A 24,271-nucleotide genomic window follows, 5' to 3' on the forward strand; every position below is an offset into this window, starting at 1 on the left:
CGGCGGCCGCCCGGTGCCGCCTCACGTCACCGTCACGCCTCACGTCACCGTCACGCCTTACGTCACCGTCACGGTGCCGCTGCCGGTGGCCGCCGTGTAGTTGCCGTCCCCGCTGTAGGCGGCGTCGATCGTGTGCACGCCCTTGTTCAGCCTCGGATAGGCGACGGAAGCCGTACCCGAGACCAGGGTGACGGTCTGCGCCTTCTCCCCGCTGACCGCGACCGTCACGGTGCCGGTGGGCACTCCGGCCCCGGGCGCCGTGGGGGTGACGGTCACCGTCACGGTCACCGGCTGGGTGCGGGTCGCGGGGTTGGGCGAGGCGGAGACCGCGGTGCTGGTGCTCGCCTGGCCGACCGCCTGTGTGGTCGTGGCTGTGGATCCGGTGTAGTTCGTGTCCCCGTTGTACACGGCCGTGACGGTGAAGGGGCTCCCGGTGATCCTGGTGTAGGCGTGGGTGACGGTGGCCGTCCCGCCGCTGAGCGAAGCCGTCACCGGTGGCGTGCCGTCCCCGAACCCGAAGGTCACGTTGCCGGACGGGGTTCCGGTTCCCGGTGCGACGGGCAGGACGGTGGCGCTGACGGTGACCGGCTGGCCGGTCACCGCGGGGCTCGGGCTGCTGGTGACGGCGGTGGTGGTGGACGTCTGGCCGACCGTCTGGGTGGCCGTGGCGTTGGAGGCCGTGAAGTCGCTCGTCCCGTTGTAGCTCGCCGTCACGATGTACGGGCTGCCGACCCGGGTCGTGTACGTGTGGCCTGCCGTGGCGGTGCCCGCGTCCAGCACCGTGGTGGTCGTCGTGCCGTCGCCGAAGGTGAAGGTGACCGTTCCGGTCGGGGTGCCGGCTCCGGGCGACAGGGCCGTGACCCTGGCGGTGGCGGTGACGCTCTGGCCGACCCGTGAGGGGTTGTCGGACGTCGTGACCGTGGTGCCGGTCGCGGCCGCGTTCACGGTCTGCCGGGAGGTTCCGGAGGACGGAGCGTGGTCGCCGTCGCCGCTGTACGTCGCGGTGACCGCATAGGGGCTGCCCGCGGCGGAGGGGTACACGTGGCCGGTGGTGGCGGTCCCGGCGGTCAGCGGGGCGGTGACGGACGGACTGCTGTCCCCGAAGGTGAAGGTGACGGTGCCGGTCGGAGTGCCTGCTCCCGGGGGAGTGGCGGCCACCACCGCGGTGAGCGTCACGCTCTGGCCGGACACGGACGGCTTCGGGGAGGAGACGACCGTGGTGCTCGAACCCGTCCTGGCCACCGTCTGCGTGGTGGTGCCGCTGGAGGGACTGAAGTCGCTCGCGCCGTCGTAGGTGGCGGTGACGGTGTACGGACTTCCCGACGTTGTGGTGTACGTGTGGGTGGTCTGGGCGGTCCCGGCGGTCAGCGGGGCGGTGACGGACGGGCTGCCGTCGCCGAAGGTGAAGGTCACGGTGCCGGCCGGGACCCCGGCCCCGGCCGGTCCCGCGGTGACCGTCGCCGTGAGCGTCACGGCCTGGCCGGAGACCGACGGGTTCGCGGAGGAGACGACCGCGGTGGTGGTGTCGGCCGGGGTCACCGTCTGGGTGGTGGTGCCGATGGAGGAGCTGAAGTCCGTGTCGCCGTTGTAGACGGCGGTCACCTCGTAGGGGCTGCCGGAGACCGAGGTGTAGGCGTGGGCGGCACTCGCGGTGCCGTCCGCGGTCAGGGGGGCGGTGGAGGAGGTGCCGTCGCGGAAGAAGAAGGTGACGGTTCCCGTCGGCGTCCCGGCGGCCGGGGGAACGGGTGACACGGTGGCGGTGAAGGCCACCGCCTGGCCCGTGACCGACGGGTCGGGGCTGGAGGTGACCGTGGTGGAGGTGAGCGAGGCGCTCGCGGAGACCTCCTGGTCGACGACCGGTGAGGTGGAGGGGGCGAAGTCCTGGTCCCCGTCGTAGGCGGCCGTGACGCCGAAGGGGCTGCCCGCCGTACCGGTGAAGGTGTGCGTCACGGCGGCGATGTGGTTGACGACGGGGGCTGTCACCTCGGGTGTTCCGTCGTCGAAAGTGAAGGTGACCGTTCCGGTGGGGGTGCCCGCTCCGGGGGGCACGGCGGCCACCCGCGCGAGCAGGACCACCGGCTGGCCCACCGCGGACGGGTCGGGCGAGGAGGCGAGGGTGGTCTCCGTGTCCGCCTGCGCCACGGTGTGGGAAGCGGTGTCCGAGGAGGCGGTGAAGTCGATGTCACCGCTGTAGTCGGCGGTGACGGTGTAGAGGCTGCCGGAGGTGGTGGCCCAGGAGTGGGTGATCGTGGCGGTTCCGGCGACGACCGGGGAGGTGACGGGTGTCGTGCCGTCACCGAAGTCGAAGGTCACCGTACCGGTGGGGGTCCCGCCTGCCGGGGCGGCGGGGAGGACGGCCGCGGTGACCGTCACCTGCTGGCCGATCACGGACGGTTCGGGCAGGCAGTCGACCACCGTGACGGAGGCGCTCCGGTCCACCGTGTGGGTCACCCCGCCGTGGGACGCGGTGAAGTCCGGGTCGCCGCTGTAGGCGGTGGTGACGGCGTAGGGGCTGGCGGCGGTGGTGGCGTAGGCGTGGGCGGCGGTGGCCGTCCCCGCGGTGACCGGCACGGTCACGGAGGGGGTTCCGTCACCGAAGTCGAAGGTGACGGTTCCGCTCGGAGTGCCGCTCCCGGGTGCGACCGGGGAGACGGTGGCGGCGACGGTGATCTGCTGGCCAGGGACCGAGGTGGTGGGGGTCTGGCTCACCGTGGTCGTGGTCAGTGCGGGCTGCACGGTCTGCACCGTGGTGCCGGTGGAGGCGGTGAAGTCCCGGTCACCCGCGTAGACGGCGGTGACGGTGCGGCCCGCCGAGGCGGAGGTGAAGGTGTGCTGGACCGTGACCGTGCCCGCCACGGACGCGGCGGTGACCGGCGGCGTACCGTCACCGAAGTCGAAGCGCACCGTCCCGCTCACGGTGCCGGTGCCCGCCGACGGCGCGACGGTCGCCGTAAAGGTCACCGGCTGCCCCACCACCGACGGCTGGGGCGTTCCGGACACGGACAGCGTGGTCGGGGCGCGGTTCACCGTCTGGGTGGTGCCGCCGCTCGACGGTGCGAAGTCCGTGCCCCCGCTGTAGGCGGCGGTGACGGGGTAGGGACTGCCCGCGGTACCGCGGTAGGTGTGGACGGTGACCGCTGTGCCGCCGACGAGGGGGACCGTGTCGGGGTCGGTGCCGTCACCGTAGTCGACGGTGACGCTGCCGTCGGGCGTGCCCGACCCGGGCGGGCGGGCTCCCACGGTGATGGTGACGGTGACCTGCCCGCCCGCGGCCGAGGGGTTCGGGGCGGTGGTGACCGAGGTGGTCGTGCCGTCCCTCGTCACGTTCTGGGCGGCGGTGCCGGCCGAGCCGCCGAAGTCGGCGTCGCCGGCGTAGGTGGCCGTGACGGTGTAGGGACTGCCGGATGCACCCGTGTAGGCGTGGGCGGCCGTGGCGACTCCCGCGACGAGAGGAGCGCGGACCGGGGCACCGCCGTCGCCGAAGTCGAAGCTGACGGTGCCGCTCGGTGTGCCGGCCCCCGGGGAGACGGCGGCGACGGTGGCGGTGACGGGCACGGCCTGCCCGGTCACCGACGGGCTGGCGCCGAGAGCGACCCGGGTGGTGGTGGCGGCCGGCAGCACCTGTTGCGCCGTCTCCGCGGTGGAACCGGCGTGGGCGGTGTCACCGTCGTAGGTCGCGGTGACGGTGTACGGGCTGCCCGAGACCCCCGCGTAGGTATGGCTGACGGAGGCTCGGCCGCCGGCGACGGGGACGGTCAGGGAGGGGGTTCCGTCACCGAAGCCGAAGGTGACGGTTCCGGTCGGCGCGCCTGTGCCCGGGGGCACGGTGGTGACGGTCGCCGTCACGGTCACCGCCTGTCCCGTGGCGGAGGGGCCCGGCTGGACGGCGACGGAGGTGGTGGTGGCCGCCGTGCCCACCGTCTGGGTGGTGGTGCCGCTGGAGGAGCTGAAGTCGCCGTCGCCGCTGTAGAGGGCCAGGACGGTGTGGGGGCTGCCCGTGACGTCGGTGTAGGCGTGGGCGGTGGTGGCGGTGCCGTCGGCGTCCAGGGGTGTGGTGGCGGAGGTGCCGTCGCGGAAGAGGAAGGTGACGCTTCCCGTGGGGGTGCCGGCGGCCGGGGGGACGGGCGCGACGGTGGCGGTGAACGTCACCGTCTGCCCGCTCACCGAGGGATCGGGCGCCGCGGTCAGTGTGGTGGAGGTCTCGGAGACGCTGGCGGCGACCACGTGGTCGTGGGGCGGTGAGGAGGAACCGGCGAAGTCGCTGTCGCCGTGGTAGGTGGCGGTGATGGCGTAGGGGCTGCCCGAGGTGCCGGCGAAGGTGTGCGAAGCGGTCGCCACGTGGTCGACGACGGACGAGGTGACGGGCGGGGTCCCGTCGCCGAAGTCGAAGGTGACCGACCCGGTGGGGGTGCCCGCTCCCGGCGCGTCGGCGAGTACCCGTGCGATGACGGTCACCGGCTGTCCCACTGCCGAGGGGTCCGGCACCGAGGTCGTGGTGGTGACCGTGGCCGCCCGCAGCACGGTGTGGGACGTCGTCCCGGCCGAGGGGGCGAAACCACTGTCACCGCTGTAGGAGGCACTGACCGGGTACGGGCTGCCGGAGGTGGCCGTGTAGCGGTGGACGTGGGTGGCGGTTCCGTCCACCACCGGGACCGCGGCGGGGACGGACCCGTCGCCGAAGTCGAAGGTGACCGTGCCGCCGGGGGTGCTGGAGGCGGTGGCCTCGGGGGTGACGGTGACACTGACGGTCACGTCCTGGCCCGTCACGGAAGGTTCGGGGGAGGCCGACATCGTGGTGCGCGTGGCGACGGTGTAGACGAAGGCGCCCGCCGCTGTCGCTGTTCCCGAGGCGCTGGTCACGCTCACGTCCGCGGGACCCTGCACTCCCGGGGGGACGACCGCGACGATCAGGGCGTCGGAGTTGGCCCTGAAGGCTGTGACGGCGACACCGCCGATCCTGACGGCTGTCACGCTGCCGAGTCCGGACCCCGCGATGATGACCACGGTACCGCCGGAGGTCACACCGGAGGCGGGGTGGACACCGGAGATCGTCGGTGAGGCGCTGTAGGTGTAGGACACCGGGTTGCTCACACCGCCGGCCGTGGTCACGGTGACGGCCACCGTGCCCGGAGCCGCTGACGGCGGGGCGACCACGGTGACCTGCTGACCGGAGACGGACACCGGGGAGACGATGACCGGCCCGAACCGGACGGAGGTGGTCGTACCGAGGTCGCTCCCGGTCAGGACGACGGTGTTGCCGCCGCCGAGCGGACCGCGGCCCGGCTGAGCGCCCTTCAGGCCCGGCTGGGGCTGGTAGAAGAACTGTCCGACGGTGCCGGTGCCACCCGCCGTGGTCACCGTGACGGGAACGGCTCCGTTGCCCGCCGGGCTCACCGCGACGATCGTGCGGTCGTCCAGCACGCTGAAGCTCACCGCGCTGCGGGAACCGAAGCGGACGGCGGTGGTTCCACTGAAGCCGTGGCCGCTGAGCGTCACCCGTGTCCCGCCGCTCGTGGGGCCTTGGTCCGGCGTGACGCCGGCGGGCTGGCCGGATGCCGTCGACGCTGTCACGGCCGCGGGAGCCTGTGCTTCGCGGGGGAGCGGCTCCGTGAGGACGCCGCGATCGGGAACGGTGGGCATGGCGATCACCTCGGCTGGGGGACGGCATGCCCTGACCCGCTCGCGCAGGTTCGAACAGGGGAGCTCCCGTCGCGCCGGCGGAGCCGGACACGGCCGGCAGACAGCGGGGACTGCTCCTCCCGGGAGGGTTGGGCAGCCACTGGACGGGTCCCTCCACTAACCCAGGCGTCCGCCGCGAGGGCAAGGGGAGTTCACCCGGGTGGCGGAGCGCACGGGGGGTGCAGCCGGCTCGACGCCGACGCCTGCCGTGGCGCCCCGCCCGGCGGGGCCCGCGGTGCCGCACCGCGTCCGTGCCCCGGTCCTCGGTCCGCGGTTCGCGCGGGGACGCCCCACGCCACCTGCGGCACCGGCACTTGCCGTCCCGCGCCGGTTCTCCGGCGTGGACTGCTCCGGTCGGGTGAGGGTGGGTCAGGAGGTCTTGTCCCCCGTACGGCCCCATGGGTCACTGGGACCGAATCGGCGGGCTGCCCATCCCGAGCCGAGCAAGGTGGGAACAGGCAGGCAGCGCCGGCCGGTCCTTCTTCTGTTCGCCGGAGACGTCCGGGCGGCCCGGACCGTACCCCGGCCGGGCCGAACGCCCGCGTGCCCACCGTACTCGGCACCATCGACCGCCCGGCGCCGTGTCCCCCATATGTTGCCGTTCCCCGCCGTTCGGCGGTCGCCGGACGGTCGGGTGGTGCGGCCTCAGCCGGTTCGTCGCACGGTCCATCGAGAACGAGGAGCATTGGCATGCCCATTTCTCCGAATCAGGGTTCCACCGGGGGTGGGACCCTGGTCGCCATCACGGGGACGAACCTGGCCAACGTCAGCAAGGTGTTCCTGCCGTGCACCCGGGCGACGGCACCGGCTAACCCAGGCTCGCCGGCAGTCATCGTCCAGCGGGGCTGTCGGCTGGACGATTCCACTCCGCCGAGACGGTGAGGTTCGCCTCAGGGGCCGTCCGCGCAACGATGACACCCGCGTCCGCGGAGAACCTGATGCCGAACTCCACACTGATCCTGTCCGGAGGAGCGACGCCTGCGCGTAGCTCGCCGACGACCGCCTGCATGGCGGGTCGCAGGGGAGCAAGGGCCTCCTGGAGGGTCCTGCCGGCAGCCAGGACAGCGTCCTGCGCCCGGCCGGTTCGGTCCCAGCCATTGTCATCCCGCTGTTCGACCTCGACGTGGAGTTGCTCCCCGCCGTCGATTGGAATGGTCAATACGTTCGGCATCGCGCCCCCAACTCCGGTGCCATACAGCTCGGTTGTCCTTTCTATTCAGCCCCGGCCCCAAGGGGTTCCTCCGCCGGAGGCGCTCGGGCGGTCAACGTCCGCACGGCCCTCAGGGGGCACAGCCGACTACGGCAGCTGCCTTTGTCAGCAGTACCGGGCCCGGAACCGTGGACGAGGACACGAACCATCCCCTGCAGACGCGTTGAACCGTTCCGCGTCTGATGGAGGCTCGGTTCCCTGAGAGGATCGAGTCAGACTGCGGTGGTCCCGGTCATCTGCCCGGCTGCGCGGCGCGGCTGCGCCTACGGCCTGGACGCCGCACCCGTCCGGGCCGGGTGACCACCCTCCGCACCTAGAAGGCCGCCGCCGAGAAGACGACGGCGAGCAAGTCGGCGGCCGAGTCGGCGGGTGGCAAGAAGGCGACCACGGCCAAGCCGGCCGCGAAGAAGAAGGCGGCGAAGAAGACGGCGTCCCGAAAGCGGTCAGCGTGAACGGCGGTCGAAGGGGTCCAACGTCAGCGATTCGTGGGCGCTGAGCAGTCGGCATTCGCCGGTCGTGCGGTGCACCGAGATATTGGTGGGTCCGTAGAGGAAGTACTTGTCGTCCCTGGTGGCGACGTATTTCGCCCCCTGGAAGGCGAAGTAGAAGAACTCGCCCTTCTCCGCCCGGTACCCGTGCTCCTCGAACAGAGCGAGCTCGCACTCCGACTCAGCGCTTTTCTCCCGGAGAAAATCCTTGGCCAGCTGTTCCGCTTGCTGCATCGTGTACATCAGTTCGTCCTCATCAATTTGAACGTCTTGTAGAGCATGGGGTCGACGAATCCCGTCTGCACGTCGACGAAAAGTATCCGACCCTGGCGGTTTATGATGTGGAACACGTGGCCAGGGTCATCTGTCCAGGGGCGTGCCGCGACTATCCCGCGCGCACCGTCACCGGATTTCCGGATATGGTCGACCATTTCCCAGAAACCCTTGCGCTCGAAGCTGCCTCCGTACACGTGCTCCAGTCGGTCGAGTTGCTGAATTTTGATGTCTCCCGGCACGGGGTTTATTCCCTCGCCGCGAAGATAGCGCTCGAACGCGTCGACGGTGTAGGTGCAGTTCGTCATCCCTCCCTCGGGATTGAACTGCTTCGCCAGGTCTGCGAGATTCGGCGTCTCGTACGGCTTCGGCGGAATCGGTGACTTCTGGGGCGCGAGCCCGAGGGGATCGCAGAGGACCGAGGGGCGGTCCACGTACCCGACGGGGTTGGCCGCCGGAGCCAGGCCGAGCGGGTCCTGGCTGACGTACTGGCCCACCTCGGGATCGTAGTACCGGGAGTAGTTGTAGTTCAGACCCGTCTCGGAGTCGCAATACTGCCCTGGGAAACGGAGCGGAGTGTAGGCGTGACTTCGCACCGACCAGGACAGCTTTCCCCAGTTCGTGGCCTGCGACCGCCAGGCGATCTCACCGGACTCGTCGATCAGCTCGCAGGGAGACCCCGAGAGATCGGACACGATGGCGAAGAAGCGGGCGTCGATCTCCTCCTGCGAGGCCGTGGCCCTCGTCCCGCGCTCGCTCTGCGCCACCGCCTCCGCGCCGTGGAGGTGCCACGTCACGGTCACCGCGTCGCCCGAGTCCCCCCAGCTGGTCGTCTGCTCGCACAGCGAGACACCGTCCCAGGCGAAGTCGACCTGCTCCAGCACGTCGACGCCGTTCTCGGCCATGCGCTGCTTGCCGACGCGCCTGCCCAGCGCGTCGTACCGGTACCGCCACACCGTTCCGTCGGGAGTGACGACCTGGGTGAGCCGGTCCTCCGCGTCCCAGCTGTAGCGCCAGGTGTCCGGCTTGCGGGACAGCCGGGTCTTCTGGCGGAGTACCACCCGTCCCGCGGCGTCGTGCTCGTAGCGGATCCGGCCGGCGCGCACCAGGTCGGCGCCCCGGTAGGCCCGGTCGCCGCACCCGTCGTCCCCGAACTGGCGCCCGGGCCAGTCGGCCGAGAGCTGGTTGCCGAGCGCGTCGTAGGAGTAGGACTCCGCCCATCCCGCCCCGCTGACCCGGGTGGTCCTTCCCGCCGGGTCCAGCTCGTACCGCCGCACGCCGTTCAGCTGGTCGTGGACCTGGAGGAGACCGCCGTCCGCGCGGTATTCGTACGTCCTCGACTGGATACGCCCGCGCGCGTGGTCCACTGCCTGGGAGATCAGCCGGTTCATCGCGTCGAACGACCGGGAGACGCTCAGGGACTCACCGAACCGGCGGCCCACCTCCCGGCCGACCCGGTCGTACTCCAGCGCGATGACACGATCGTCGGCCGTGAGCCGGAAGGGCCTCCCCGTGGAGTCGTACTCCCACGTGCTCACGGCGCCCGACGGCGTCGTGCGGGCAATGGGCCTCCCGGACTCGTCGTAGCGGTACGCCACTTCACGGTCGCCGATCCGCTCGGAGACCAGCCGCCCGTGCCGGTCGCGCAGGAGGGTGAGGTCGGTGTGGGCGTTGGCGGCCTGCGCGATCTGGTCGGTGAAGTCGTAGGAGTACGTCATCACCTCCCCGTCGACGTTCTTGCGAACGACTTGTCCCAGGTCGTTGTGCTCGAAGGAGACGACCTGCCCGAGTGCGTTCGTTCGCGAGACCAACTCGCCGGCCGCGTTGTAGGCGTAGCGGCTGACCCGGCCGCCGAAGTCGGTCTCCGTGACCAGCCGTCCGACCTCGTCGTACGCGTACGTCCACGACAGCCCCTGGAGGTTGGTCACCCGGGTCAGGCGGAGCTCCTTGTCGTACTCGAACTCGTAGCGGGAACCGTCGGGCTCGATGCGCGCGGTGAGCAGGTCGAACCCGGAGTACTCGAAACGGGTCACGCCGCCGATCGTGTCCGTGTGGGTGAGGCAGTTGCCCTCACCGTCGTAGGTCCACGTCTCCTCGGTCCCGTCCGGGTTTCGACGGCGAGTGATCCTGCCCTCGACGGACCACTCCATCTCACCGGTCGCACCCACGGGGTCCGTGATCGACACGACGCGGCCGAGCGCGTCCCGCTCGTACCGCATGACGTTGCCCGCGTGATCACGTACCTCGACGGGCAGGCCGGCCGCGTCGCAGCGTATCTCGGTCACCCGGCCGTTCCCGTCGCACAGCGAGGTCAGACGCCCGTACTCGTCGTACTCGAAAGAGGTCCTGCCGCCTGCGGAATCGGCGACCGACGTCCGGTTCCCGCGGTCGTCGAAGTCCTGCCGGACGGTGCTTCTGTCCGGGCGCACCACACGGGTGAGCAGCCCGCGGGCGTCGTAGGAGAACGTCGTGCGGCGGCCGTCCGGGCGGACGATCTCCGTCAGGTTCCCCAGGTCGTCGTAGCGGTAGGACGTCGTACGGCCGACGGCGTCCGTCTCGGATAGCAGACGGTTGAACCGGTCGTGCGTGAAGCGGCGGGTGTGCCCCGCCGGATCCACGATGGCGACGATCTGGTGCAGGTCGTTGACGAAGTACTGGCGTACCGCGCCCTGTCCGTTGACCGCCGTCGTGGTCCGCAGCCCGGTTTCCGGGTCGCGTTCGCCGTAGGACAGCCGGAGGCTCATGTGTCCTTCGGTGCTGCCCTGCGCGACGCACCGGTCCGCTTCGTCGTACGCGTACTCGTACGCGTGCCCGTTGGTGTCCGTCCACGACGTGACCCGGCGCGCTTCGTCGTAACCGAACCGGAGGGGCTGCCCGGAGGAATTCACGACCTCGGTGAGATTCCCCTGCGTGTACCCGTACCGGACCAGCCGGAGGTCGGATCCGCCCTCGCCGCCGCCGGCCAGGTGCAGGCCGGTGACCAGCCCGTCGGCGCTGTCGATCCGCAGGCGGTAGCCACCGCTGTGGACGATGGCCGAGGGGACCCCCGCCTCGTCGTACTCGAAGCCGATCCAGTTGCCGTTGCCGTCGTCGATCTGTACCAGCTCGGCCAGTGCCTCGTTCCGCTCGGCGAAGTGCCACACCTGCCGGGTCTGCGGATCGGTGACCGTGTAGCCGTCGGCCTCGCGGCTCAGGGGCCAACGAGGGCCGTGCGCCGGCATGACGGGCAGGCCCGGCGCCGGGTGCGGGTAGGAGAGCCGCATCCCGTCCTCGTGGACGAAAGCGATGCCGGCCGGGGTGATGTCCAGCCGCTGGTCGACCGTGCTCGCCCACGAAGGACCGAACCGGCGCCCGTGCGTGTAGCCCGACTCCACCCGGCGCTTGAAGGCGAACTGCAGGGAACCGGGCAGCGTCACGTCGGTCTGGGCGAGGTACATCTTGCCCGTGGCCAGGTTGATCGGGTCCGTGCCCCCGGACTCGACGTCCCCCGGAGCCTGGCTCTCGGCCGCCCCCCGGGTCTCGGCGGCGGCACCGTCCGCTGCCGCGGTCTCCGCACCTTCGGCCGCGAGTGCTCCGTCCTCGGCCACCTCCGCGGCTCCGGCCCCGTCCGAGGCCACGGCCAGCGCGGCCTGGGGGAGCAGTTCACCGCCGAACTGGAACGGGTCCGACTTGAGCGAGTTCCAGGCCGACTGCAGGGCACGGTCGGGATGCGTGGCCATGGAGACCACGCCACCGAGCAGCTCCACCTTGTTCTGCAGGAAGGCGGCCGGGTGTGTGAGGTTGTACGGATCCAGGGGGTCGAGGCTGCGGGCGAAGTTCACGATGCCCGCCGTGCCCTTGACGGCGCCGGCGAGGAAGTGCGCCGCGTCGATGCTCTGGGATGCCATGAAGTCCATCCCGTCCAGCTTCAACTGCCCGCCGATCGAGGGCTCCTTTGGCGCGTGCTGGAGCGCGGCCCGCAGTTTGGTCCCGGTCTCGCCGGCGATCCCGTCCCGCTGTCGCCGGGCCGCGTCGAGGATCTCCTGCGCCTCCTGCATCGCGTGCTCGCCGGGGTCCTTGTCGGAAGGCCGCGGCCCCGGGTCGTCATGGCCCAGCTCCGCCTTGAGCCGGTACGACTCCACCTGCTCGCGGTGCGCGTCGGAGGCGGACTTGCCCTGCTTGTACCGGCGGATGGCTTCCCTGGCCTGCCCCTGTGCCCATTCGATGGTGTCGGCGAGGCTGTTCAGTGCCGTGGCGGCCTCCTGGCAGGCCGCCGCGGCCTGCAGCCACTTGGCCGGATGCAGGGCGAACTTCTCCCGGAAGGTGTCCGCTGCCCGGCCTTTCCAGCCGCCCGAGTCCACGGCCTTCATGCCCACGCCGACCTCCTCGAAGGCGGTCGCGAACACGAGCAGGTGCTTGGCCTTGTCACGGATCGTGGACGGCTTGCCGTGGATCAGATCGGACGGCTCGACGTCCGGTCCCAGCTGCCGCTCGGCGACGTGTGCACCGAGATACGAGGCGACCCGGTCTCCGCCGTGCCGTACCTTCTGAGCTGCGCCGTGCGCGCCGACCTCGTCGAACATGGCGCCGGTGAGGTCGGCTCCCTCGTCGACGAGTTGCCCCGTTTCACGCTTGGCGTGGTCGAAGAGGTTCTTGCCCCCGCTCAGCAACTCGCCGCCGTACTTCCATACCGACATCAGCCCTGCCCCTCCTGCTTCAGGCCGAGCTCCTTGTTCACCGCGGCGTTGTACTCGTGCTGGTCGACACCGAGCACGGTCGGTACGCTCTCCACGCCGGGCAGCGTCTCGGTGGTCACCGCGTCGCGTGCCATTCCCTTGAGAACCTGTTCCGAGGCCGTGGCGCCGTCGCGGAAGGACTTCTCGCTGTAGTCCGGATGCAGCCACGCGGGCGTGGCCAGCTGCCGCCAGCTCTGGCTCTCGATCTGCTGCTCGGAGGCGTACGGGTTGCCTTCCAGGGAGTTCAGCCCGACCTTGAAGGAGTTCTTGACGAGCTGGTCGGTCTGGTACATGGTCCCCGCCGACAGCCCGACCGCCTCCGCGAACGCGTTGCCCTCGTCGACCAGGGCCCTCACCCCCCATTGCCAGCGCTCGCAGAACGAGTGGAAGACGGCCCCGACGGACTCGTCGCCGATCGTCATGCCGTCCATCTCCAGGTCGTCGAAGCCGCGCCCCACGCCCGACCAGCCCACCTTGTCGGTGAAGCCGAGCTTGCCCAGCTCGCCCAGGGCCTTGTTAATCCCGTCGGCGATCATCGCCAGCCCGACGACCCGCAGGTCAGGAGCCCCGCCCGGAACTCCGCCGAAACCTTCCTGCCCCTCGCCGGCACCGCCGCCTGCCGCGGGCATCGCCCCCATTACCGTTCCTCCTGCCTGCCCGGCCCAGCGGCGCCGGGCGACGAATCAAGGGGGCCCCGCGATGCAGCGGCGCCGGGCGACGAATTAAAGGAGCCGGGCGAGGCCGCCGGGTCGGGCGACGAGCCGGGGCCGCCGGGCCGGTCCACCGCGACCTCCTCCGGCACCACGCCCACCACCGGTGGCAGCACCAACCCCCGTGCACCGTCGGCCGCGTTCACCAGCACCCCGCACGGCATCCCGGACTCGGCCACCGTGGGCACGGCCGCATCCAGCAACGCCGCGCCCCACACGCCGCGGTACGGCCACTGCCGATCCCCTTCTCCACGGGCCACCGCGAACCGCGCCAGCGCGGCCTCCCCGGTGAACGCGAGAATCCACCGCACCCCGCCCATGTCCACCGTCAGCGGAGCGACCCCGCCGCCCTGCCCGTCGGGCGCTCCGACCGGCACCAGCACCTGCGACCGCCGGAACTCACCCAACTGGGCCAGGAACTGCCGCCGTCGCGCCCGTGCGGCTTCCTGTTCGAGAGGGGACCCGTCCGGTGACGCGGCAGGCGCCGGTCCATCCGCGTGCTTTGCCGGAGCGACGCCTGTCCGTGCCCCGCCCGGAGCCTCCGCGCCCTCGTCGCCGTCCGGCGGTTCGGGGGCGGCCCCGGCTCCCGCCCTCCCGGTGCCCGGGCCCGTACGTTCGGTGTCCGGGCCCTTACGCCCGGTGTCCGGGCTCGTACGTCCGGTGTCGAGCACCGTCTGATCGGCGATGTCCGTCAGCCGCGACCGCGGCGGCCCTGGCACGCCTGTGCTCGCTCCGGCCGGGCCGCCGCTCCCCGTGTCCCCTGCGTCGCTCACCATCAAGTCCCCGTAGCAGGACGGCCGTTGCGACCGGTCCAGCGATCAAACTTCGGCAGCTTCGCACACGGGAATCACCTGTCGCAACGCGGTACGGCCAAGCGCGGGCAAAGGAATCACCAAGATCGCAGGTGTCGACCCGCCGCACTCGGCGTGCCCCCAGGCGCTCACCGAGGGGCGAGGGTGAGCCGCAGCACGATCTCGCCGTCGTCGATCTCCCCGGTGGGCTCGAAGCCGAACTTCTGGTGGAAGGGCCACGGTTCGCCGTCACCGGGCTCGTAGCTCGTCAGCAGCTCGGTGGTGCCGTCCGCACGGACGAGGCCGGCGATCTGCGCGAGCGCCTCGCGGCCGATCCCCCGCCCCTGGTACCGCTTGTCGACGAGGAGGCGCCAGATGAAGTGCCGCCCTGGTAGAGACCGGCCGGCGGCCGCCACCACAGCATCACGAAGCCGACCGGCTCGTCGCCGCTGTACAGCGCGCGGCACCAGGGATTGGCCTCGGGCTTCTTCGCCGCCTCCTTGAGCGACTCGGACACGGAGGCGACGAACTGCTTCTGGTCGCGCCGGACACGCAGGGCACGAACGGTATCCCGGTTGTCGTCGGCGATCTCCCGTAGGTGCACGCCTGGGGACCTCATGCCACACCCTTCCCACGTCCGACTCCGCGCAGCGTATTCGACGCGGCGGACCTGGAGCGGGACTGGCACGCCGGGCCGTGCCGGCTCGCCCGGGCGGGCCTCGGCGAGTCCAGGGTCTGCGCGCGGGCCCCTCGCCCCTCAGGCACGCGCCGGCGGCGGCCCGGCGTGGTAGGTGCCGTCGGCGAAGAGCAGGGCGCGGCGGGCCGTGCGGGCGCCGAGTGCTGCGTCCACCCCGCTCGCCCCGGATATCGACCCCTTCCCCGAGCACACGGCAACTGGCGAGGAACGCCCGGTGCACCCGCCGGCCCGCGGCGTCGATCCCGTTCGCGAACTGCCGCAGGACCTCGCGGCGTTCGGTGACGAGGTGGTCCCCGCACAGCCACGCCGACCACACCCGGTCCGCAGGCATGTGCCGCCCGGCCTCGACCTCACCGGGCTCAGCACCGAGAGGGGAGCGCGGCCTGGCGGCACCTTCGTCCAGGGCATGGGCGCTGACCTCGTCCGCATACAGGTCGGCAGCCGTCCGGGGCAGGTTGACGGCGAAGGCCTCGGCTTCCTCGACCCGGCTGTGGAAGGTCATCATCGTCTTGATGTTGCGGGCGCTGGCGTGCTCCAAAAGCGCGGCCTGCAGCAGCGCGAGCCGCCGGCCACGCCGCGCCTCGTCGGACAGCCCGACGAAGTAATCAGGGTCCTCGATCTCCAGGACGTCGATCTCGAATCCGGCGAGGACGCCCCGCTCGACCGCCTCCGAGAGCCCGAACTCGGCCAGCCACGGACCGAAAATCTCAGAGTCCCGGCTCATCGAACACAGCTCCAGCTCGCGCCCGTCCTTCCCGCGCTGCGGCCGCGGAGAGGCCAGGATCCGCGGGGTCGCGGTCAGGTAGAGCCGGAAGTCCGCGGGGATACGGGTGTTGTCGTGGATCTCCGCCCACGACCGACCAAGATCACCAGCAGTGCCATGGGCCTCATCGATGACCGCGAGGTCGAACGGGCCCATCTGCTGTCCGTACAGCCGCTCCCCGCCCGCCAGAGCGGCCTCCAGCGGTCCACGGACGTTCCCCTGGCCGAGCGGATCCTCCGGGTCTTCGCGGTCCACGAGGGAGGCGTAGGTGGCGAACACGACGATGGGCCCGGACCTGGCCCACAGGGCGAGCTGGATCGCGTTGGTGGTGGCGCGCACCCCCAGCTCGTTGAGCACCGGGTCGTTCTCCAGCGAACACACCGCGACCATGGGGGAGCGGTGACCCACCGCCCGCCATGCCTGGGCGGTCTGCACGAGCAGGTCCAGGGTCGGCACGGTGACGAGGATTCGCCCACCCCAGAAACACTCCAGCGCGCACGCGGCAGAGGTGATCGTCTTGCCCGATCCGGTCGCTGACACGATCGTGTCCCGTATCCCTTCCGCGGGCACAGGTGATCTTGTAGGGAATCCCACCCATTTTCGGAAAGTCATCTTTTGGTCAATCTGGTGTTTCCTGAGCGAGATCACCTGCATTTATAGCTCCGAAAATCGAGGGGCGAGGGTTCAGTGGGCGAGCTTGTTCCGAAAGTTCGACTATGCCGTCGAGTCCTCTGAGCCCCCATGCGTCGAGTCCGGCGTAGATGGTGGCGGTCCGGCAGCGCGGCGCCTCCATGACCTGCGCTTCGCCGCGGTAGACGGCGATCAGTGAGTCGCTGCCGCGCCACCACGGGTCCGCAAGGCCGGCAACCTCCGGCACGACCTCGAACCCGTCCAGCTCGAGGTCATCCACCTCAGCGCCCGTCAACGTCGTAGTGGTGCGCGCACACCGACGGGCGTGATCTGCCAGCGCCAGGGCTTCCACCCACCCCTCGATACTCGCGTGCAGGGGCACCCACTTCCCGGCATCAAGCCAGAACTCACCGCTCGGGCCGATGACGAACGAGTAGGGAAGAGCCATACGCGGCGCACCGGCCTCGAAGCGCCAGCCAGCATCCGACCCCTCGGGTACGCCCCCGTGGAGCATCCGAGGCCCCTCCGTCATAGTGAGGGGAGGGAGGAAGCCCCAGGCCGCCCCAGACGGCCTCGAAGGCGGACACTCGATCGACCTGAGCTTCGGGCACTCCGTGCTCCGTGCACCGAGTGCTGCTCTATGTCACCACGACCAGTCCAGTAACCATGCAGGGCTTCGTCAAAGTTCCGCCTTGCCCTCTTTGTTCGCATCTCTCTCGCGAGACCGGGCTCCTGCTGTTCATCTCCGGTGCGTCCAATCGTTCGCGAGGAGGCCTAGGATGGCTTCGTCTGCGTATGCGCCGTACACCCAGGCGGAGCGCCGCAGCGTCCCCTCGCGCGTGAACCCGACCCTGGTTGCCGCCGCGAGCATCGGAGTGTTGTCTGTGAGGGTCTCGATCTGCAGACGCTGTAGTCCGCGTACGGCGAATCCGTACTCGCAGAGCATGTGCAGGACATCGACGCTGAGCCTGCGGCCGCGGAATGCGGGTCGCAGGGCGATCCCGATGTGAGCCGTCCGGTTGTGTGTGTCGATGCCCCAGAGCAGGGCCTCGCCGGCCAGCTCCTGCGACTCCAGCTCGACAACGGAGAAGCACGCTGCCTCGTCCGACGGTCCGGTCGCGGCGAACGGTGAGTGACCCGAGCCTGGTGGGATTGGCCGCCACGGGCGAGAGTCGGCGCGTGACCTTGTGGTCACATCGTCATACAGCTCGGAGTGGAGAACTGGGACGTCGCTCTCGTGCCGGGCACGCAGCCCGATCTTTTCGCCAAATATCACAGGGCATTGCTATACGAGGGGCAGTAGCCGATCAACCACGTTTCCCCGCCTGATCCATGCAGGTGGCAGTCAGGAGAGCCCGAGGAGTGTGAGCGGTCGCAGAGTGTCGCGGGCGTTTCGGTGGAGGCTGGCGGCGATGTTGGTGACGCCGGCGATCTTCAAGGGCGCCGATCGCCAGGTTGCGCCGAGTGGCCATGGCGCGTGGTGCGTTGCCGATTCGCAGCTGGGAGGCGTCCTCGGCAAACGTCGTGTCGCGGACCGCTGCGCGGCAGCCGTCCCGGGCAGCGTGGATCCAGCCGCCGAAGGACTGTCGCGGTTGTAGCCGGTGCGGTCCTCCGCCGCGACCGGGATCGCGGTGACGGCCTCGGACAGGAGCAGGGGGTACGCGGCGGGAGCAGTCCAGGCGGAGCGCACGTCAGAACGCTTTCGAGGGTCACGACCAGGTAGAGAAGCGCGGTGCGTGCGCCCTCCGCCTTACCCGTCGGACAGCGGTTGCTCGATGACGCTCTTGGAGGGCCGGCTGCCTCTGCACCAGTGAACCTGCCGATGCGGCAACGGTGATTTGGGGGGTAGACGGGCACCATGATCTTCTTCAGCAACCGGATCGGCTGCCTGGGTTCCCTGCTCATCAGCGCGATAGCGACCGCCGTCCTCTTCGCGATCTTCGCGCACTGATTCAGCTGCTCAACTCGACCGTATCTTCGATCATGGAGCCCCCCTTCACGTGCACTGCAGTCAGCGCTGCTGCTCTGCGCCCCTTCCCACCACCAGGTGCTCGCTGGGCAATCGGCGACGTGAGTGCGCGGATGGCTGCGCAACGCTGTGACCTGCTCTGGTCGGGTCTGTGGTCGGGTAGCGGGGTCATGGTCGGGCTCGTGGTCGGGTGGTGCGCATGGCTGTACAGGCGGTGTGATGGTGCGCAACCGCTGTGCGGTAGTTGCTGCGCAGTGATTGCGCAGGGTGTCTACGGCTACCGGGACTGACCCCAGGGGACCCGCCGGTCGGGGTGTTGGACGGGGAGCCACACGGGTGCGGAGGGACCACCACGGAGCAAGTCGACCAGGGGCGCCGCCAGGACGGGGACGTTGCGCAGGAAGCCGGACAGCGCCCGGTCCGAGGCGGCCGCGCGCAGGGCGCGGATACGCGTCTCGATACCGGCGGGGCCGGTGCCGTCGAGGACGAACAGCAGCCGCGGGAACAGGGGATAGTGGCGCCTCCAGTCCTCTTCCAGGAACTGTTGCCCGGCGGCCGGCCTCGGGCGTCCGGGTATGGGGGCGGGTATGTAGTCGTGGAGGCGGGCGTAGGAGGTGAGCTTCGCGGCCAGGCGTTCGGGTCCCATGGTGGCCCGGTCGACTTCTACGAAGGCCCGCAGCATCGACCCGCCGTCCTCGCGGGTGCGGTAGTACAGCAGGGCGTCCGGGATGACGGCCTCGCCGCTGCCGAGAGGGTGGTGGACTTCGAGGATCCAGTCCAGTGGCCGGGACTCGTCGCCGCCGCGGCGGGCGTCCTGCAGGAAGGCGAGCCCGGTCTCCGTCACCGTTAGCGAGTGCCCCGCCCGCAGGCGGGCCGCGGTGCGGTCCGCGACCAGCTTCGGCGGCCGCCGCTGGCGTAGCTCGGGCCACTCCAAGGCGACGTCCTGCGCCCGTCGGGCCTGCCGTCATCCCGTCGGGTCGATGCCAGGATGTCAGTCGGTCGACGTACGGCGGACTTACGGGGTGGCAGTGGCGGGGACTTCGGCCGAGGCGGCGGACGAGGTGGACTGGAGTCGGTTCCGGACGGGCCTGCCGGAGTACCATCCGGTCAAGGAGGTCCCGCGGGCGCTGCACCGCCTGGTCAGGCGAGGCCCGGCGGCGACGGAGGAGGACTGCCACCCGCTGTACTCCTGCCTGTTCGTCCCGGGAGGCGGGCTGCCGTCGGCCGCGGCCGCGGCCCTGCCGTTTCTCACGGCGCTCGCATCCGACCCCGCCAACGGCGCACGAGTCACTCTTGTCGAACTCCTCGGCGCCCTCGACCGTGCGGCGCGCGATGCCGGTGAACAGGGCACGCACGGAGCGTGGCGGGAGGAGTGGCGGCGTCAGGGCGAGAGGATCACGGCGCTCATCGCGGACCCCGCGCCGAGCGTCCGGCGGGCCGCCCTTCTCCTCGCGGACGACGACGCGCTGCTGGATCGGTGGCACGCCGAGAGCGACCCGGCCGTACGCCTGCCCCTCCTGCTGACGCTGGGCACCCGCGCCGCGACGACCGCCGACGCGCCCGAGACGGGGTTTTACGGCGGCCGGCACCGGTTCGCCGGCGCGGTGGAGGCGGTGCTGAGCCGGGTGCTGCGCGACGACGAGCCGGTGATGAAGGTGGCGGGCGTGATCGCCCGGGCGTCCCTCGACCGCGACGCCCCACTCCGGCATGCCGACCTGCTGCTGGACGTCCTCGCCGATCCGGCCGTGCGGCCCCGGTTCGAGCGGATCTGGTGGCTACCGGACGTCGAAATCCCCTTCACCCGGGACGACGTCGCCGCATGGGTGTCCGGTCTCCTCGACCACGTCCCCCAGGACGCCCTGTCGTTCGTGACCCGGCTGGCTGAGGCGGCGGAACGCACCGCGGACGACGGGCTGCGCCGGGTCGTCCTGGACGAGGCGTGGCGACACCTGGTGCTGCGGCGCTCCGCGGCACCGACGGTGCTGCCCCTCGCGGCACGGCTGCTGGACTGTGCCGACGACTGCGTGCGGCTCAAGGCCGCGCGCCTCCTCGCAATGCTCGCCCCTGACTCCGGCCCGTACGCCGACCGCCTGGCGGCACTGCTCGACGATCCCGGGACCGACGAAATCTCCTGGATCGAGGGGACCGTCGGCGACTTCGCACGCTGGGCCCTGGTCCGGCTGGGCGACCCCCGCGGCCTCCCCGGCCTAGTCGAGTCGCTCTGGGCGCCCTACCGGGAGCAGTTCGGGCGCAGCTGGGTGGCGGGCGATCCGCGCCGGCCGGAGATACACGAAGTCCTCGCGCCGCTGAGCGAACACGCGGACGTCCTGCTGCCCGCGCTTGTGGAGGAGGTGCGGCAAGACCACGAGCGGCACGGCGACCACGGCCAGATCATGGGCACCCTGCTGCACGTCGCCCAGGAGTGGGGGCCGGACGCGCTGCCCGTGCTCCCGGTCATCCTGCCGCTCCTGAAAGACACGCGGTACTCGTTGAGCGTGGTCGACGTGCTGCTGGCGATGGGTCCCGGTGCCGCCTCGACGGCGTCCGCCGTGCGCGACGCGGTCGTCCTCGACCACCCGGCCAACCACCACAGGATCGCCTGGGCCGCGTGGCGCATCGCGGGGGGTGACGACGGCACCGCCCGGCGGCTCCTAGGCGAGGCGGTGCACGACGAGCAGGCGTCGCCGTACGGACCGGTCCTCCTCCTGTCCGACTTCGGCCCCGCCGCCGCGGCGCACGCCGGACGGGTGCGTGAGGTCATGGAGAACGCCGAGTACGGGAAGACGACGGCGGCGGTCGCCCTGTGGAGGATCACCGGCGACCCAGGACCCACCCTGTCGGTGCTGGAGCAGGTCGTCGTGCGCTTCACCGGGGACGACGACCGCTACGGCGACCTGGCCGAGGCGCTCCGCGGATTCCTGCGCATCGGCACGGTCACGCCGCCCGCACGGCGAGCACTGCGCCTCCTCGAGGCCCGCGACCCGCGGCTGTCCAACTACCGGGACTACCGGGCCGTCCTCGACGACCAGGAGCTGTGCGCCGCCATCGCCGCGGTGCTGGCGCTCCCCTGACGTCCGGTGGCGTCAGCCCGGGGCCCGGCGTGGTGGTCCGGGCCGCCGGCCTGCGCGGGGTCCCGTCCGTCCGCCCCCGCTTCTGCCGGGACGGCGTGAGGTCGGTCATGAAGAGCAGTGTGCCCGTGACGGATGGTGTCGTCATCGGGGTCCAGCGCCGCCGAGCGACGGCGAAGCACCCGGTGTCATGGATGAGCTTGTCGGCCTCCCTCAGCCAATACGCTGGCCCCGGCATCCAGCTGGCGTCCGAGGACGTCAACCGTCGATGCCAGATCACGCAGGCCCTGAAGACGCTGAAGTCGATGGCGCTCATACGAGCCAACACCGGGCCTGGCCGCTTCAACACCGGTTTACCGCTCCTCTGCGAGAACGGGACCAGCACCGTCAGCTCGGCCATCCCGTACACCGCCCCCGACGACACCGAACCCTATGTGTCGAAGCCTTCGCTACCTGGATGCGTTCGTGAGGTCATGCGCCGAGCCGGATCTCCTCCTCCCGTCGCTCAGTTGGAGGGCTGGTGGCGTGCCGGGCTGACTGGCGCGGCATCGGCGTCGGGGGCACGGCCGGTCCCGAGCCAGTGGCGGCGAGACGTGGTTCCAAGCCGGCCGCCTGAAGTTCCAGCTGGCGGGGGGTCTGAGGGCCTTGTCCCACTGCGAGTCGGCGGGGATCATGACCGCGTGCAGCACCGAGGGGAACTCCACGAACTACTCGCACCCGCCGGACTCACGGTCGTCGAGGACGTACCCCCGGGCAGCCTGCTCCCGCCTGAGGCCGGCTGGCGGATCGCGCGGGGAATCGCGGCGCCGGACGGCGTGGCCCGGGAAGCACTCGATGCCGCGTGGTGGCGACGTCTTTGTGGTGTCGACGGCGAGTTCCTATTGGCCGTCCTCAGGCACCGGATCGGCGGCAACGACTCCTGGTGGACACGGGTACGGCACGCGGGGAGCGGCGTGCCGGAGTTGACCGGTGCACCCGGGTTCGTGGCGCTCTCCCTCGACGGGCAGGTGCTGCTGGCGGAGGTGCCCGGCGCGGGCGGGCCGCGGGTGACGGCCCTCGACCGACTGCCGGAGCGGCTGGAGGAGGCCGCCGAGGCCGCCGGGCGCGAGACGGAGGTCGAGCGCGCCGAGGTGTGGGCGGCGGTGCCCGGCCGACGTGCGTGGCCTCTGCACTGGGCGGAGGGGATCGGGGCCAACCCGGCCGCGACGGACGAACTGCTGATCCGGCTGCTGGATGTGGAGGAGAGTTTCCTGCACGGATGCGACCGGCCCGCCGTCCTCGACGCCGCCGTGGCGCACCCCGATCCGCGGGTGCGGTCAAGGGCCGCCGACACCTTCCGGCCCAAGCTCACGTCCGATCAGTGGGTACGCCTGGTCCGCGCCGAGCCGTCGCCGAATCGACGCGTGCTCTGGGCGGAGCACGCCTGCATCTGGGGCGCCGAACTCCCCGAGGACCTGTACGACGACCTCCTCACCGGCTCGTCCCGCGCGCGAGCCGCCGAACTCCCGGGACTCCCCGCACAGCACCTCCCAGGCCTCGCGGCCGACGCCGATCCCCGGGTGCGGGCGGCGGCCTGTGCCCGGTGGGAGGACCTCGCTGCGACGCTGCGGGAGCGGCTGCTGGCCGACACCGACTACGCAGTGCGAACGGCTGCGCTGCTCGCCCACCACACCGGCGTACCCATGCCCCGCGAGGTTTTCGCCGCCCTGCCCGACACGCGGCGGGCGCTCGAACGGTGCCGCCTCGCGCCCGAGCTGGAGGCGGAGCTGGTCCGGAACGGGGACGCGGAGGTACGTCGGGCGCTGGCCGCCAACCCTGGCCTGGGCGCGCACGGCGTCGCCGTGCTGGCGGAGGACCCGCAGGACGACATCCGCTCCGCGGTGGCGCTGCGCCCCGACCTCACCGAGGAGCAACGTGCCGCGGTGCGCCACGACTTCGACCCGACGTCGATGTCGCACACCCTGCCCTGGGTCGAGGACCTGCACGGCGACGCCGACGCGATGCGCCGTCTCGCCGCGTCGTCCCACCCGCTGGTCCGCCGCAGTGTGGCCCGAGCCCGGCACCTCCCGCCGGATGTCGTGGCGCGCCTGGCACGGGACGAGGACGGGGTGGTCCGCCTGTTCCTCGCCGAATCGTGCGAGGACGCGCCGACCGACATGCTGCTGGAGGTCTGGCGCTGGTGGGACGGCAGCTTCAGCCACCCCGACCGGCCCCGCAGCCACCCCAACTTCCCCCGTACGGGCTTGCTGCGCTACACCGCCGACCCCAGCGGGCGGATGCGCCGCCTGGCCCTGGACGATCCGGAGTCGACACCGGCCGACGTCGCACGCCTGGCCCGGGATCCCGAAGCCGAGGTGCGCCGCCGCGCGGCTGAGGACCCTCGGCTGTCACCGGCCGACGCGGTGCGGCTGCTGAACGACCCGGAGGCCCACGTCCGCAGCACCGCGGTGCGCAACCCGCGGCTGCCAGCCCGCGTCCTGGCCGGACTGCTGCACGACCGCGACACGGCATGCGCAGCGGTCGCCAACCCGGCGATCCCGGTTCCCGTCCTGCACCGCATCCTTACCGCGGCCGCGGCAGCCGTGGCAGCCCCGCGCTGAACACCGACACCCCACCGGGAGGCCGTGGCAGTCCGAGACTGAAATCCGGCACGCCCAGAGGCTCGGCCACAATTGCGGCGTAATCGGCCCGTGCCTTCCGGTCCGCGTCACTGATGTCGGGGTGTACGGGCGGCATCTGGGGGGCGGGCCAGATCTGGATCAGGTGCCTCTCGCCGTGGTCGCCGATACCCGGCTCGGCGTCGTCGACGTGGCAGTACAGGCGCATGCGGACCCAGTCGTCACTTCCGGCGGAGGGCGACGGCGCATCGAGGGGCGGTTCCTCTTCGGGCCATGCGTCCCAGAAATCGCCTTGCCCGATGGTGGCGAGGTAGAGGGTGGGGGCGTCGGCGGGCAGGCTCATCTCCTCGGCTGGCTCCCATCCATCGCCAGGCTCGGTGCCGGGCTGACTGTCGTGCATCTGAACGGTCATGTGCAGGGGCCCGGTGTCGGTGGTCGGCAGGACGACGGCGATGGCCTCGGTGGCCGGACCGCAGCGCCAGCCGAACGGCATCTCGGACGGGAAGTCGTAGTCGTCGTCGAAGCCGATGAGATAGCCGTGTTCGCCAAGATCGACGGTGAACGTCACTTCACGGATCAGCATGGAGCCATCCTTCAGCTGAGAGGATGCCCCGCCTCCCGAACACGCCGGGAGGCGGGGCACCTGTCGGTCGATCAGTG

The 24,271-nt window shown here is 71.2% G+C and carries 14 protein-coding genes and 1 pseudogene; 3 read left to right on the forward strand and 12 right to left on the reverse strand.

Features of this window, described 5'->3' with window-relative positions; translation table 11 throughout:
- Positions 1 to 57: 57 nt before the first annotated feature.
- A complete protein-coding gene (locus ABVB68_RS30510) occupies positions 58 to 5,640 on the reverse strand; it encodes an Ig-like domain repeat protein (RefSeq protein WP_353604411.1) in 5,583 nt (1,860 codons plus the stop codon).
- A 729-nt stretch (positions 5,641 to 6,369) separates the two neighbouring features.
- Between ABVB68_RS30510 and ABVB68_RS30515 the strand changes: the two genes are divergently transcribed.
- Positions 6,370 to 6,561 carry an IPT/TIG domain-containing protein gene (locus ABVB68_RS30515; RefSeq protein ID WP_353604412.1) on the forward strand — a complete coding sequence of 64 codons (192 nt, stop codon included), beginning with the start codon at positions 6,370 to 6,372 and terminating at the stop codon, positions 6,559 to 6,561.
- On the opposite strand, the gene ABVB68_RS30520 is transcribed toward ABVB68_RS30515, so the two are convergent.
- The 10 genes and pseudogenes from ABVB68_RS30520 to ABVB68_RS30570 all read right to left on the reverse strand — a co-directional run bounded on the left by ABVB68_RS30520 (position 6,509) and on the right by ABVB68_RS30570 (position 18,859).
- On the reverse strand, positions 6,509 to 6,850 hold the full coding sequence (locus ABVB68_RS30520) for a CU044_2847 family protein (RefSeq protein ID WP_353604413.1): 342 nt from the start codon (positions 6,848 to 6,850) through the stop codon (positions 6,509 to 6,511). The two genes, ABVB68_RS30515 and ABVB68_RS30520, sit on opposite strands and share 53 nt — an antisense overlap.
- Positions 6,851 to 7,332: 482 nt before the next feature.
- On the reverse strand, positions 7,333 to 7,620 hold the full coding sequence (locus tag ABVB68_RS30525; RefSeq protein ID WP_353604414.1) for a hypothetical protein: 288 nt from the start codon (positions 7,618 to 7,620) through the stop codon (positions 7,333 to 7,335).
- Complete coding sequence (locus ABVB68_RS30530) at positions 7,620 to 12,326, reverse strand: putative T7SS-secreted protein (RefSeq protein WP_353604415.1); 4,707 nt, start codon at positions 12,324 to 12,326, stop codon at positions 7,620 to 7,622. Before ABVB68_RS30530 ends, ABVB68_RS30525 begins: the two co-directional genes overlap by 1 nt.
- The gene (locus tag ABVB68_RS30535; protein WP_353604416.1) at positions 12,326 to 13,003 is read right to left on the reverse strand and encodes a hypothetical protein; all 678 of its coding nucleotides are present in this window, start codon (positions 13,001 to 13,003) and stop codon (positions 12,326 to 12,328) included. The genes ABVB68_RS30530 and ABVB68_RS30535 overlap by 1 nt, the downstream gene beginning before the upstream one ends.
- A complete protein-coding gene (locus tag ABVB68_RS30540) occupies positions 13,003 to 13,482 on the reverse strand; it encodes a hypothetical protein (RefSeq protein WP_353604417.1) in 480 nt (159 codons plus the stop codon). The genes ABVB68_RS30535 and ABVB68_RS30540 overlap by 1 nt, the downstream gene beginning before the upstream one ends.
- A 533-nt stretch (positions 13,483 to 14,015) precedes the next feature.
- On the reverse strand, positions 14,016 to 14,501 hold the full coding sequence (locus tag ABVB68_RS30545) for a GNAT family N-acetyltransferase (protein WP_353604445.1): 486 nt from the start codon (positions 14,499 to 14,501) through the stop codon (positions 14,016 to 14,018).
- Positions 14,502 to 14,714: 213 nt separating this feature from the next.
- A pseudogene (locus tag ABVB68_RS30550) lies at positions 14,715 to 15,980 on the reverse strand (DEAD/DEAH box helicase family protein); the annotation flags it as partial.
- Positions 15,946 to 16,404 (reverse strand): hypothetical protein, encoded by a 459-nt coding sequence (locus ABVB68_RS30555; protein WP_353604418.1) that lies wholly within the window; start codon positions 16,402 to 16,404, stop codon positions 15,946 to 15,948. The gene ABVB68_RS30555 and the pseudogene ABVB68_RS30550, both read right to left, overlap by 35 nt.
- Positions 16,405 to 16,695: 291 nt before the next feature.
- On the reverse strand, positions 16,696 to 17,232 hold the full coding sequence (locus tag ABVB68_RS30560; protein WP_353604419.1) for a GNAT family N-acetyltransferase: 537 nt from the start codon (positions 17,230 to 17,232) through the stop codon (positions 16,696 to 16,698).
- A gap of 970 nt (positions 17,233 to 18,202) precedes the next feature.
- A complete protein-coding gene (locus ABVB68_RS30570; protein ID WP_353604420.1) occupies positions 18,203 to 18,859 on the reverse strand; it encodes a replication-relaxation family protein in 657 nt (218 codons plus the stop codon).
- A gap of 94 nt (positions 18,860 to 18,953) precedes the next feature.
- Between ABVB68_RS30570 and ABVB68_RS30575 the strand changes: the two genes are divergently transcribed.
- Together ABVB68_RS30575 and ABVB68_RS30580 are read left to right on the forward strand one after the other, a co-directional pair.
- Positions 18,954 to 20,996 carry a hypothetical protein gene (locus tag ABVB68_RS30575; protein WP_353604421.1) on the forward strand — a complete coding sequence of 681 codons (2,043 nt, stop codon included), beginning with the start codon at positions 18,954 to 18,956 and terminating at the stop codon, positions 20,994 to 20,996.
- A 677-nt stretch (positions 20,997 to 21,673) separates the two neighbouring features.
- The gene (locus ABVB68_RS30580) at positions 21,674 to 23,593 is read left to right on the forward strand and encodes a hypothetical protein (protein WP_353604422.1); all 1,920 of its coding nucleotides are present in this window, start codon (positions 21,674 to 21,676) and stop codon (positions 23,591 to 23,593) included.
- On the opposite strand, the gene ABVB68_RS30585 is transcribed toward ABVB68_RS30580, so the two are convergent.
- A complete protein-coding gene (locus ABVB68_RS30585; protein ID WP_353604423.1) occupies positions 23,556 to 24,194 on the reverse strand; it encodes a hypothetical protein in 639 nt (212 codons plus the stop codon). The genes ABVB68_RS30580 and ABVB68_RS30585 overlap by 38 nt on opposite strands.
- Between the last annotated feature and the right edge of the window lie 77 nt (positions 24,195 to 24,271).

Origin of the sequence: Streptomyces sp. NPDC096012 (assembly GCF_040426375.1) — a bacterium.
Taxonomy (GTDB): domain Bacteria; phylum Actinomycetota; class Actinomycetes; order Streptomycetales; family Streptomycetaceae; genus Streptomyces.

Coding starts and splice junctions, on each gene's coding strand:
- ABVB68_RS30510 (WP_353604411.1), bottom strand. CDS start 5,640: ATGCCCACCGTTCCCGATCGCGGCGTCCTCACGGAGCCGCTCCCCCGC.
- ABVB68_RS30515 (WP_353604412.1), top strand. CDS start 6,370: ATGCCCATTTCTCCGAATCAGGGTTCCACCGGGGGTGGGACCCTGGTC.
- ABVB68_RS30520 (WP_353604413.1), bottom strand. CDS start 6,850: ATGCCGAACGTATTGACCATTCCAATCGACGGCGGGGAGCAACTCCAC.
- ABVB68_RS30525 (WP_353604414.1), bottom strand. CDS start 7,620: ATGTACACGATGCAGCAAGCGGAACAGCTGGCCAAGGATTTTCTCCGG.
- ABVB68_RS30530 (WP_353604415.1), bottom strand. CDS start 12,326: ATGTCGGTATGGAAGTACGGCGGCGAGTTGCTGAGCGGGGGCAAGAAC.
- ABVB68_RS30535 (WP_353604416.1), bottom strand. CDS start 13,003: ATGGGGGCGATGCCCGCGGCAGGCGGCGGTGCCGGCGAGGGGCAGGAA.
- ABVB68_RS30555 (WP_353604418.1), bottom strand. CDS start 16,404: ATGGCTCTTCCCTACTCGTTCGTCATCGGCCCGAGCGGTGAGTTCTGG.
- ABVB68_RS30585 (WP_353604423.1), bottom strand. CDS start 24,194: ATGCTGATCCGTGAAGTGACGTTCACCGTCGATCTTGGCGAACACGGC.